This is a genomic window from Thalassospira sp. GB04J01 (assembly GCF_000751115.1).
In the GTDB taxonomy this organism is placed as follows: Bacteria; Pseudomonadota; Alphaproteobacteria; order Rhodospirillales; family Thalassospiraceae; genus Thalassospira; species Thalassospira lucentensis.
On sequence record NZ_CCDX020000019.1, the window covers coordinates 78,717 to 90,890 of the forward strand.

General features: G+C 53.4%; 8 protein-coding genes. 7 read left to right on the plus strand and 1 reads right to left on the minus strand.

The annotated features are described in order from the left end of the window. The first annotated feature begins 143 nt into the window (after positions 1-143). Positions 144-1,211, plus strand: a complete 1,068-nt coding sequence (locus AMM48_RS19765; RefSeq protein ID WP_102785473.1) for a COX15/CtaA family protein — start codon at positions 144-146, stop codon at positions 1,209-1,211. A 78-nt stretch (positions 1,212-1,289) separates the two neighbouring features. Here AMM48_RS19765 and AMM48_RS19770 read toward each other — a convergent pair whose 3' ends face one another. Continuing rightward, positions 1,290-2,558, minus strand: coding sequence for a DUF3422 domain-containing protein (locus tag AMM48_RS19770; protein WP_102785474.1), 1,269 nt, complete (start codon positions 2,556-2,558; stop codon positions 1,290-1,292). A 223-nt stretch (positions 2,559-2,781) separates the two neighbouring features. Between AMM48_RS19770 and tldD the strand changes: the two genes are divergently transcribed. From tldD to AMM48_RS19800, 6 genes are all read left to right on the plus strand, one after another. Then, positions 2,782-4,215 (plus strand): metalloprotease TldD, encoded by a 1,434-nt coding sequence (gene tldD / locus AMM48_RS19775; protein ID WP_102785475.1) that lies wholly within the window; start codon positions 2,782-2,784, stop codon positions 4,213-4,215. 314 nt (positions 4,216-4,529) lie between these two features. Next, the gene (locus AMM48_RS19780) at positions 4,530-5,939 is read left to right on the plus strand and encodes a tetratricopeptide repeat protein (protein WP_244271323.1); all 1,410 of its coding nucleotides are present in this window, start codon (positions 4,530-4,532) and stop codon (positions 5,937-5,939) included. Positions 5,940-5,941: 2 nt separating this feature from the next. After that, the gene (locus AMM48_RS19785) at positions 5,942-7,354 is read left to right on the plus strand and encodes a FecR domain-containing protein (RefSeq protein WP_102785476.1); all 1,413 of its coding nucleotides are present in this window, start codon (positions 5,942-5,944) and stop codon (positions 7,352-7,354) included. 22 nt (positions 7,355-7,376) lie between these two features. Next, entirely contained in the window at positions 7,377-9,668 is a 2,292-nt protein-coding gene (locus tag AMM48_RS19790) for an adenylate/guanylate cyclase domain-containing protein (protein ID WP_102785477.1), read from the plus strand. 100 nt (positions 9,669-9,768) lie between these two features. After that, positions 9,769-10,791, plus strand: coding sequence for a beta-eliminating lyase-related protein (locus tag AMM48_RS19795; protein WP_102785478.1), 1,023 nt, complete (start codon positions 9,769-9,771; stop codon positions 10,789-10,791). Positions 10,792-10,925: 134 nt separating this feature from the next. Next, positions 10,926-11,945 (plus strand): beta-eliminating lyase-related protein, encoded by a 1,020-nt coding sequence (locus AMM48_RS19800; protein ID WP_102785479.1) that lies wholly within the window; start codon positions 10,926-10,928, stop codon positions 11,943-11,945. The last annotated feature ends 229 nt before the right edge of the window (positions 11,946-12,174 follow it).

Consider the following 12,174-nt stretch of genomic DNA (forward strand, 5'->3'; position numbering starts at 1 on the left):
TTAATTTTCGAAAACCTGAGTGATCTGAAGGCATTGAGATATCCGTACAGCTTTTCATGCATTTTTTGGAAAACCACCCTATATTGGGCCAAATTCCGCCAGCAAGCGTGCCCGCGCGCACTGAATGACGAGAGAACCACCAAATGCCCAGTAGTGCCTCTTCCACCCTGTCAGGTAAGGTCCTTCAAAATCCGGCCCCTGATACAGTCGCCCATAAGAATGTCGCCATCTGGCTGTTTTCCTGTGCCGCACTTGTGTTCATCATGGTGGTGATTGGCGGGCTAACACGCCTTACGGAGTCGGGGCTGTCGATTGTTGAATGGCGACCATTCACCGGGACCATCCCGCCATTAAACGACGCGGACTGGGCTGCGCTTTATGCCAAGTACAGCCAATACCCGGAATTCCAGAAAGTAAATGCTTGGATGTCCGTGGATGATTTCAAAAACATCTTCTGGCTGGAATTCATTCATCGGCTTTGGGGCCGTTTGATCGGCATTGTGTTCTTCATCCCGTTCGTCTGGTTCCTTGCCAAACGCTCAATTGACGGTGCGACGAAGTGGAAACTGTGGGGGCTTTTCATCCTTGGCGGGCTTCAGGGCTTGATGGGCTGGTACATGGTGATGAGCGGTCTAGTGGATCGCCCCGATGTCAGCCAGTATCGTTTGACCGCGCATTTTGGATTGGCGTTGGTGATTTTCATCGCCCTTTTGTGGGTTGGACTTAATCAGTACGCCCCGCGCCCCGTTGGCACAAACGGATCAAAACGTGGCTGGCAATTGCTGTGTCTGATTGTCTTTACAGCCCTTTCGGGTGGCTTTGTTGCCGGGCTGGATGCCGGATATGCCTTTAACACCTTCCCGCTGATGGATGGGCAACTCATACCGGACGGCCTTTATGTGTTTGATCCAACGTGGCTGGCCCCGTTTGAAGACCATATGACCGTGCAATGGGATCACCGCTGGCTGGCCAAACTGACCTTTGTGCTGGTACTTCTGTTCTGGTGGCGGGCTGGAAAATGGGACCTGACACCCGATCAGCGCTTTGCAACACATCTGGTCTTGGCCGCAGCCTGCCTTCAGGTGGCACTTGGCATTTCGACCCTGCTGTCCGTGGTCTGGTTGCCGCTTGGTGTCGCGCATCAGGCTGGTGCGGTAGTACTCGTCGGAACCGCAACCTATGCAGCCTATAAGCTGCGCCGCGCAAACTGACAAAACCACAGAAATTGCACCATCGCAAAAGGGCAGCCCGCGGGCTGCCCTTGTTTACCGTACACCCCTCATGCCGATTTAAGTATCGGCGCGGTGCAGTGCCTTTCTGACACGTCGCATCGAAATCCAGATCGCAGCCAATACCACCGGCACCGCCAAGCCGGTCGCCATGCGATCATTGATTGGAACGCCCGCATCCTTAAGCGCCTTAAACAAATACCCCAGCAAACCAACCGCATAATATGTAATGGCGGCCACAGACAGGCCTTCGACGGTTTGCTGTAAGCGCAATTGCAATTTAACCCTGCGATCCATGCTGGCCAGCAGGTCGCGGTTTTGTGCTTCTAGCAGGATATCAACACGGGTGCGTAGAAGGTTATTGGCGCGCGCGACACGTTTTGACAGGACTTCCAACCGATCACCGATATTCTGACAGGTCCGCATGGCCGGGGCCAATCGGCGTTCCATAAATTCGGTGATGGTTTGCAGACCTTCGACCCGTTCTTCGCGAAGTTCGATTAGGCGGGCCTGAACAATGCGGTAATAAGCGCGCGCCGCACTGAAGCGATAATTCAAAGATGCCGCCATTTCTTCGGTCTGGGCAGCAAGGTCGGTCAGTTTAGATAGGGTTTCTTCGTCATTGGTTTGTGTCTTGCTGGCCATTTCAGCCGTGATGTCTGAAAGCCGGGTATCAATTTCCGACACCTTGGGTGTTGCACAATGGGCCAATGGAAAGGCCAGCAACGCCATCATGCGATAGACTTCGATTTCCTTGAGACGTTGAACCAGACGCCCGGTTTGAAGCTGTTCCATCCCCTGATCACGGATCAGAATGCGGCCAAATCCGTCTCCATGCAGGCGAAAGTCCGTCCAGACTTTTGCCGTGCCACCGAGAACACGGCTGCCGGTCAGGCCGTTATGATCAAACAGGCGGGAAATTTCTTCGTCGTTACGCCCGGTTTTCTCAACCGCGATGTGCAAGCCAACAATCAACTGTCCGGGTGTCGCTGACAACCAATCCTGTGGGATCAAATTGATCACCGGGTCTTCAAACGGGTCATCAAACTCGGCGGACCTTTTAAAGACATAGACCGTGAATTCCGCATGACGTTCCCAAATGACGGTGAAACCGTCACAGGCAGCTTCGTAATATTTCTGGTCGGCCGCCGGGGGTGTCAGGCTGTATCGGCGGCAAAAAGACAGGAAGTGATCGCGCACTTCATCGTCAAGGTCTTCGCCCGCGTGAAACGCAATGCAAGAACATCGCGCCGGGCTTGAAACCCCACCAAACGGGCGGGCATGGATTTCATTATGGAGTGCGACACGCTGGGGATGTTCAACAAACATTGCCACGGGCTTTCATAATTGGCCATTGCGGTCTATATAAAACGTTCGGACTGCAGTTTTGAAACATCGTTTTGAACCGCAAACCGACACACCCTGTATAGACGAAAGTCCAAGGTGACAGAAACCCCAGAAAGCATAAGGGAAAATACTGTCACAGGTGCTTTCATCATATGGGGAAAATCATTTGCCCGGCCAACGCTTTGACGGCCCCCAAGGAGGTTTCATGACCGATCTTCGCACCACCGACAATCTGTTTTTCGCCAAAGGTGATCTTGATCGCGAACGGCTTGAAAATCAGGTCAATGACGCGCTCGGCGCAGCAGAAGACGGGGAACTGTTTTTGGAATACCGCCAGTCTGAAAGTCTGGTCTGGGATGATGGCCGCCTGCGCAGTGCCAATTTTGATACCGCACAGGGGTTTGGCCTGCGCGCTGTTGCCGACGAAGCCACCGCGTTTTCGCACTCCAACGAACTCTCCAACGATGCGGTTGCCCGGGCTGCCGAGACCGTTAAGGCAGTTGGACAAGGGCGTTCCGGCAAAGTCGATCTTGGATCGATTGGTACCAATATATCGCTTTATTCGGATGTGAACCCGCTGGGTGAAGCAACGTTTGAGGCCAAAGTTGACCTTCTGGCACAGATTGATGCCTATGCCCGATCACGTGATCCGCGCGTAGCCCAAGTATCCGCATCGATTTCGGGTAACTGGCAGGCGGTACAAATCTGGCGTTCGGGCGGTCAGCGTATAGGTGATATTCGCCCGTTGGTTCGGTTCAACGTGTCGGTTGTCGTCAAACAGGGCGACCGCATGGAATCGGGTTCCCACGGCGAAGGTGGGCGGATTGGCTATGACGGTTTCTTTGACGAAAAAACCTGGAAGTCTGCCGTCGACGAGGCACTTCGTCAGGCCGTTGTAAATCTGGACTCCGTCGCCGCACCTGCAGGTGAAATGACTGTGGTGCTCGGCCCGGGCTGGCCGGGTATTTTGCTGCATGAAGCCATCGGTCACGGGCTTGAAGGTGATTTTAACCGTAAGGGCACATCGGCCTTTGCCGGACTTTTGGGCCAGCGCATCGCATCGCCCGGGGTTACGGTTGTCGATGATGGCACCATCAATGACCGCCGCGGGTCACTGTCGATTGATGATGAAGGCACCCCGACCCAGCAAACCGTTCTGATCGAAGACGGCATCCTTAAGGGCTTTATGCAGGACCGCCTGAACGCACGTTTAACCGGGGTTAAATCCACCGGCAATGGCCGTCGTCAATCTTATGCTCACGCCCCGATGCCCCGCATGACCAACACCTATATGCTGGGCGGTGACAAAGACCCTGCTGAAATACTGGCATCGGTCAAAAACGGTATCTATGCCGTCAATTTTGCCGGCGGTCAGGTTGATATCACCTCGGGTAAATTCGTATTTTCCGCATCCGAAGCCTATTTGATCGAAAATGGCAAACTCGGCGCGCCGGTCAAGGGTGCGACCCTGATTGGCAACGGCCCCGACAGCCTGACCAAGGTTTCGATGGTTGGTAACGACATGAAACTTGATAACGGCATTGGCACATGCGGCAAGGATGGTCAGGGCGTTCCCGTGGGTGTCGGCCAACCGACCCTGCGCATTGACGGCCTGACCGTGGGTGGAACGGCGGTATAAGCCGCCTCCCCTCCCGAACAGGAGAATGACCTATTTTCATACAGACAACTTATCCTATTGTATGATGATACTATGCTGATCATCACGAGAACACCAATCGGGCGCATGGCTTACATCATGCGCCCGTACCTCATAATCTATCTAAAGTAGATTCAAAAAGATTTCGGATGCAGTCTGCCGGGTTTCGACACCCGAGCACCTTGCATTCGACCGGTTGGGAGACCGGAAAAATCTGCGAGATTTTGGGGGATAACTTGAAGGCAAGCCGATCGCGGCACGGCACAGCATTATTGGCTGTGCTCGGGGTCTTGGTAATGGGGATAACCGGTGCCAATGCCCAACAAGGCGTTGATGTGCGCACCGACGAGGCGCGTCAGTTTTCAACCGATTTTGACCGGCTTACCGATGTGACCGAACGGGCAAACCGTTTGCTTAAAACCGATGATGGCGGCGACATCACCTATGGCGACATTCTTGCCAACCCAGATGATATTGTTTTGAATTTCCGCTGGGCCAAGGCGCAACTTGGGCGCGGTGATGTGCGCGGCGCATCGGCAACCCTTGAACGTATTCTGGTTCTTGATCCAAACCTTGCACCGGTGCGTTTGTATTACGCGATTGTTCTGTATCGCCTTGATAGCCTTGATGAAGCGCGTGCGCAGTTTGATCGCCTAAGGGGGATGAACGTATCACCAGAAGTTGCTGCCGATATTGATCGGTATATCTCAGCCATTGAACGCCGTCGCAAACGCCTGCGGCAGGCCGTTACCCTGACACTGGGCAGTCAGATCGACAGCAACCGAAATGCCGCCGCATCAGACAAGGAACAGCTGGTAACCGGAACATTAACGCAAATTACATCGAGTTCGGACAAACCAACCAATGACATCGCCTATATCGGCGCTCTGCGCTATGATCTGAGCTACGACCTTGGCTATCAGGAAGGTCATGAACTCTTTGCGAGCATGACCGGCTATGCCAGTGATCAGGTGCAACTGGACTCCCTTGACCTTGGATCGTTTTCGGTTGATGCCGGGGCGCGTATTCGCGGCGGATATTGGGTTTTGACACCATCGGTCAACCAAACCGCACAATCGCTTTCCAAGGAAAAGTATCTGACGTCGCGCACGGGTCGACTGCGCCTTGATTGGAACCCGCGCCCGTTCTTTAATTTGAACGGTGATATCAGCTATTCTGACGAACGCTATCAAAACACCTCTGAGTCCAGCGCACTGCGCCTGCATTCCGGGCAACGCTATGGCGCACGACTTGGTGGTAACTACACGTGGACACCTAATAACCGCACCACGGTTAATCTTTTTGCGGGTGAAAAAGACGCTGCCCGAAACTATTATAGTTATGACAGCTTGAGCGGCGAGCTGATCCATGCTTATCTATTTGGTGGGGGAAGTTACATAAGCGGAAGTATCCGCCATGGTATTGATCGTTATCGCGACCCGGATTTTCTGGTGACCGGCAATTCGCCGCAACACCGGGTGGATCGCAGCACACGGACAAGATTGACCTATGGCGCACCACTTTCGCAATTACTGCCGTCTGATTTGTTTGGGGATAGCAAAGCGGTAGATCAGGTATACAGCTTTTTGGCACCGATCAATTGGTCCATCACGGGTGAATATCTGAACACAAAATCAAACATTCCCAATTACGAATATCACAATGCCCGGGCGCAGTTTTATCTGACCCGGCGATGGGAGTTCTAGGAATGCTAGACCATGTAACCGCCACCCGTTCCAACCGTTACCTTACGCGATGGATGAAAACCTTTGCATTTGGTAGTGCCCTTGCGCTCTGCATGTCACTAACGGCACCGGCAAAAGCCGACCTTAACGCCGAAATGGCAGGTGTTTCTGCAGCCGTGACCGGGGAAGTTATCCTCGCCAAATCGGCGGGCGAAATCGGCACGTTGGTTGAAAGTGGCATGCCGGTTTATCTCGGGGACCGCATTATCACATCACCCAATGCCGGGATGCAGATCCTGCTGCTGGACGAGACGGTCTTTACCATCGGCCCGAACAGCGACATTGCAATTGATGAATTTGTCTATGACCCGGTAACCGGCGATGGCCGTATTGTGGCCGACATGGCGCGCGGGGTGATGCGCTTTGTCACAGGTAAAATCCCACTCAACAATCCAGCCAGCATGGACATCAACCTTCCAGTTGGCTCTATCGGTATTCGTGGCACCATTGGCTTGATCCGCTCGGTCTCCGCCGAACAGGCCAATGAAATCATGCCCGGCACGTTTGATACATCCAGCCCGGATGGCGCCAATCCGCAGATTTTCATGGCGGTTAACCAAGGGCCCGGCCTGTCGCGCAATGACACAACGTCCCGTCCCGGTGCCTTTGCCGTGTCAGATCAGAACGGCAATAGCGAAAACATCACCGGCGAGAATTTCGGCGTCTTTGTTAGCAACTCGGTTGTGACCGAACCGGCGCGCTTCCCGCTTGGTGTAGCGACCTATGATTTTTCCGCCAACCTTGTACGCACGGCATCACGCCGGACAAATGATGACGGCAGTTCTTCGACTTCCGCGTCGACAAGCAGCTCAGCACCCGTGGTAAGTCAACAACAAGCTACGCAGGCGAACAGCCAAACTGGATCGACGATGGCAGCGTCACTTGATGTCGCCTTGGCTCAAGTCAGCACGACCAGCCCATCTTCGACAGAAGATGAAACGACGGAAATCCTGAACAACATTGAAAGCGTCAATAGCTCAGATGGTACCGATGGTGCCGACAGTCCGTTTACGTATGACGGGCTGCGTATGGTTACGAGCGGCACGGCAACAACTGGTAACCTGGCTGTAAGTGGCGGTGGGATTTCATACACTTTTGCCAGCACTATTGACTATGCAAACCGGCAAGTAAGCGTGTCATTTACCAATATTAATGACGGTGTAGGCACAGGTGGACAAGCATCATTTAGCAATATTGATTACACCGGATCTACTGGAAACGTGGCATTTGACAATAACGATTTCAGTTACAATGGTGCTTGCAACACGATGAATTGTGACCCATCCGCGACATTCACCGATGCCGCCAATGTTGATTTCAATGTGAAAACGACGAATGTGCCCAATGGCAATGCATCCTCAGGCACACTGAACTGATCGTGTTAAAGCATTCAGATACATGCGTCTGAGTAAATCGCGCCTTTTGGCCGGACTGCACTATGCGATCCCCTTGGCCGTCCTGCTGACCTGCATCTTTTTGCGGTGGCAGGATGTGCCGTTTGTTGATCAGTTGCGCCTGAGCGTTTTTGATACCTATCAGCGCATCTCACCGCGCAGTTACGAAGATGTCGGGGTGCGGATTGTTGATATCGACGAACGCAGCTTAGCGGAACTTGGACAATGGCCTTGGCCGCGCACACGTTTGGCGGGGCTGCTTTACCGGTTGCGATCAAATGGTGCCCGCGTTGTCGGATTTGACGTTGTCTTTGCCGAACCCGACCGGACATCCCCCGCGCGCGTTGTCAAAGACTGGCCGTCGGGTCGGGACACCGACAAAATCAAGGATCTGGCCGATAACCTTCCCGATCATGATGCGCTGTTTGCCCAGTTCATTCGTGGCACGGGACAGGTGGTTACCGCCATCCAGCTGACCACCAAGAAAATCGATGAGTTGCCGCGCCAGATCGGCAATTTCAGCGTTGCTGGCGAGGCTGGACGCACACTTTCCGATTTCATTCCGGTGCTGCCCGGGGCGGCCAAAAACCTTGATGCGATTGAGGACGCCGCCAGTGGCAATGCATTGGTCAATGTATCGCCCGAACAGGATGGCATTGTCCGGCGGGTACCATTGCTTGCCGCCCTTGATCATGAATTGCCCGCTATTGGCATGCCGGTATATCCGACATTGTCGATGGAAATGTTGCGCGTGTTGCAAGATGCACCGCGCACCATGAATGTGCGTATGTCAGGCGCAAGTGGCAGCGAACGCTGGACACAATCGCAGGGGATTGAGGCCATTCGGGTTGGGGATATCACCATCCCAACCGATCACGCTGGGCACATGTGGGTACATTTCACAGGCCATCAGACGGATCGGTATATTTCCGCAGCCGACGTTATGAATGACGCGCTGCCCACCGGCAGCCTGCAAAACAAAGTTGTTCTGGTCGGAACAAGTGCGGCGGGGCTTCTTGATTTGCGATCCACGCCGCTTGACCGGGTTTTACCCGGTGTGGAAGTTCATGCCGAGATGCTTGAACAAATGATCCTTGAACATTTTCTAACCCGCCCCTATTGGGCCGCAGAGGCCGAAACCATTGTCCTGTTGATACTGGGTCTATTTTTTGTTCTGGCCGTCCCACGTCTGGGTGCAATTTGGCCCGCGGTCATTGGCAGCAGCTTAGCGCTTGGCGCAATCACCTTTTCCTGGTGGGCCTATAGTAGCCAATTGTTGCTGATTGATCCGGCCTATCCGCTGATCAGTCTTTTGGCGGTGTATCTTGCCACCAGTTTGATCGGCTTTATGCGTACCGAGGGCGAACGCCGACAAGTTAGGTCTGCTTTTGCCAACTATTTATCCCCGGCATTGGTCGAACAGCTTGCCCGTCACCCCGACCGCCTAAAACTTGGCGGGGAAACCCGTGACATGACATTGATGTTTTGTGACGTACGTGGATTTACCGCAATTTCCGAGGGTTTCAAATCCAATCCGCAAGGCTTAACTCGCCTGATCAATCGGCTTCTGACCCCACTTACCGACTGTATCCTTCGGCGCGAGGGCACGATTGATAAATACATGGGTGACTGCATCATGGCATTCTGGAATGCGCCACTTGATGTCAAAAACCATGCACATCAAGCCTGCGAAAGCGCACTTGCGATGCGGCGTGCACTTGATGAACTCAATACCGAACGCCAAACCGAAGCCACAAATGAAAACATCCCGTTCATGCCGCTAAATGTCGGGATCGGGATAAATTGCGGAGACTGTCTTGTTGGCAACATGGGGTCTGATCAGCGGTTTGATTATTCGGTTCTGGGGGACGCGGTCAATCTGGCATCGCGTCTTGAGGGACAGTCGAAAAATTATGGCGTTGATATCGTTCTGGGCGAAGCCATCGCGAAACGCGTTGAAGACGATTTTGCCATTCTCGAACTTGATCTGATTGCGGTAAAAGGCAAAAGCGAAGCGGTTCATATTCACGCACTTTTGGGCGATGCAAACCTGAAAAACTCGGATGGTTTTGCCTTGCACCGTAACGCACATCAAAACATGATAAATGCATACCGTGCCCAGAATTGGGACGAGGCAAAGGCCTTGCTTGATCAATGCCGCGAAATGTCGTGCACCACTGACAACTCTGGGCCACTCGACGGACTTTATGATCTTTATGAAGAACGGATCCGCCTCTTCCGCGCGACACCGCCGCCCACCGACTGGAACGGTGTTTTTGTTGCGATCAGCAAATAGTGCCTCTTGCCATGTGGTCGAAATCACAACACTCTGCTGAAGACCAACCGTTCCAGCCCCACCAAAAGACCACCGCCACCAACGCGACAAAGAGGATTTGATGAACTTCTCATCTGACAATGTTTCGCCGATCTGCCCCGAAATCCTGTCTGCCATCGCAGCAGAAAGTGAAAGTGCCGCCCTGCCCTATGGCGCGGATGACAAAAGCCAGCTACTTGACGCCGCCTTTTCCGAGCTGTTTGGAACCGAGGTCGCGGTTGTTCCGGTGGCAACCGGCACGGCGGCAAACCTGATTGGTCTTTCGGGTCTGGTGTCACCGTTTGGCGGGGTGGTTTGCCACCACCGCGCCCATATCAATATGACGGAATCAACTGGGGTGGCATTCTATGGCGGGGGAACAAAGCTTTTGGGACTTGATGGCCCATCGGCAAAGATCGAGGCGGCGACACTTGATAGCTTTTTGACCGCACACAGCCCCAATGGCATGCATTCGGTAGACCCCGAATGTGTCGCCATTACCCAGACCACCGAGTTCGGTACAGTTTATACTGTTGATGAGGTCCATGCGATTGGCTCGGTATGTCAGAAACACGACATGCGACTGTTCATGGATGGTGCACGGTTTGCCAACGCGGTTGCCCATCTGGGCTGTCATCCGGCCGATATCACGTGGAAGGCAGGGGTCGATGTGTTGAGTTTTGGGGCGACCAAAAACGGCGCTTTGGCGGTGGATGCGATTATCCTGTTTGACCCAGAATTGCGCCGTCATACAGAAAAAAGCCGCAAGCGCGGTGGGCATCTGTTTTCCAAGCACCGTTACCTTGCCGCACAGCTTCTGGCCTATGTGCAAGATGACCTTTGGCTGCGCAATGCGCGCCATGCCAATGATGCGGCAATGACCTTGATGGACAGCCTGCAATCGCTTGGTGCGAAGGCGGCCTTCGCACCACAGGGCAATGAGCTGTTTATGCATATGACCGATGAGCTTGCGGGCAAACTGCGCGACGGTGGACTGGCGTTTCGCCCATGGGCATCAATCGGGCCGGATGCCTATCGGTTTGTGTGTGCTTGGAACAGCCCGATTGATGTGATCCGGAAGCTTCCCAAAACCATCGCCGGGTAACACCGATCATTTTCAGGACACATAGCCGTGCACGGATGATGGCCACCATTGCCATGATCAAGGATTGCGTGTGATAACGTCGCTTAACAAACGTCTCATCCGTCTTAGCCACCAAGATATATACGAGAAAACCGATGAATTTTGCGTCTGATAACGTATCGCCCTTTTGCCCCGAGATCCTCGCTGCCCTTACCCAAGAAGGTAAAGACAACGCCCCGGCATATGGCGGCGACGATATCAGTCAGCAACTTGATGCGGCCTTTTCCCAACTGTTTGACACGGACGTTAAAGTCATTCCGGTCGCAACAGGGACGGCAGCAAATTGCATCAGCCTATCCGCCCTTGTATCGCCCTATGGCGGCGTGATTTGCCATCACGAAGCCCACATCAACGAAGATGAAAGCACGGGCGTTGCGTTCTTTACCGGCGGGGCAAAGCTTCTGCCAATGGATGGGCCGACGGCAAAGCTTGAAGCCAACACCCTTGACCAGTTTATCGCCGGGCAGGTTAATCGCGGCGTGCATTCTGTTTCACCAGAATGTGTTGCCATCACCCAAGCAACCGAACTGGGCACGGTGTATACGCAGGCTGAAGTCGGCGCGATTGGCAACGTTTGTAAAAAACACGGCTTGCGCCTGTTTATGGATGGGGCGCGCTTTGCCAATGCGGTTGCGCATCTGGACTGCCATCCCGCCGACATCACGTGGAAAGCTGGCGTTGATGCGCTGAGCTTTGGCGCGACCAAAAATGGCGCTATGGCCGTTGATGCGATTGTGCTGTTTGACACCAGTCTGAAAAACCGCGTTGAACAGGCACGTAAACGCAGTGGGCATTTACATTCCAAACACCGGTACCTTGCGACCCAGCTTCTGGCTTATGTCAAAAACGATGTCTGGCTGAAAAATGCTGGGCATGCCAATGATGCAGCAACGGTTCTTGCCGATATTCTGTGCCAGCACGGTGCCACACTTGCCCATCCGTCAGACGGCAATGAATTGTTCGTAAATCTTGACGCCGATCTTGCCGAGAAACTGCGTGCGGCTGGTGTTCAATTTCATCCGTGGCCGTCGCTTGGTGCAACTGTTTATCGGTTTGTCGCAGCATGGAGCACGGATATCGCGCAAGTGCGCGAACTTAATGCACGCATAAGTTAACATTGCGGGCGAACGGGGAGCGATATTCAAACGAATCCTTCAAATTCAAATAGATACGAATCGTTTAAAACCACATAGCCAAGACGTGATATTCACGTTTCCCTGTCTCAGCCCTGAAAAAAATGCACGGCTCCCATACATAATTAGGGGAGTAATTTTCATAAAAATAACAAACACTTGACATAAATTCATCATTCAAGGGGCTTGCCTTATCTACGTAGAACCACGC

Bases quoted from the DNA above. Each gene is read 5' to 3' on its own strand.
- AMM48_RS19765 (WP_102785473.1), top strand. From the start codon at position 144: ATGCCCAGTAGTGCCTCTTCCACCCTGTCAGGTAAGGTCCTTCAAAAT.
- AMM48_RS19770 (WP_102785474.1), bottom strand. From the start codon at position 2,558: ATGTTTGTTGAACATCCCCAGCGTGTCGCACTCCATAATGAAATCCAT.
- tldD (WP_102785475.1), top strand. From the start codon at position 2,782: ATGACCGATCTTCGCACCACCGACAATCTGTTTTTCGCCAAAGGTGAT.
- AMM48_RS19780 (WP_244271323.1), top strand. From the start codon at position 4,530: ATGGGGATAACCGGTGCCAATGCCCAACAAGGCGTTGATGTGCGCACC.
- AMM48_RS19785 (WP_102785476.1), top strand. From the start codon at position 5,942: ATGCTAGACCATGTAACCGCCACCCGTTCCAACCGTTACCTTACGCGA.
- AMM48_RS19790 (WP_102785477.1), top strand. From the start codon at position 7,377: ATGCGTCTGAGTAAATCGCGCCTTTTGGCCGGACTGCACTATGCGATC.
- AMM48_RS19795 (WP_102785478.1), top strand. From the start codon at position 9,769: ATGAACTTCTCATCTGACAATGTTTCGCCGATCTGCCCCGAAATCCTG.
- AMM48_RS19800 (WP_102785479.1), top strand. From the start codon at position 10,926: ATGAATTTTGCGTCTGATAACGTATCGCCCTTTTGCCCCGAGATCCTC.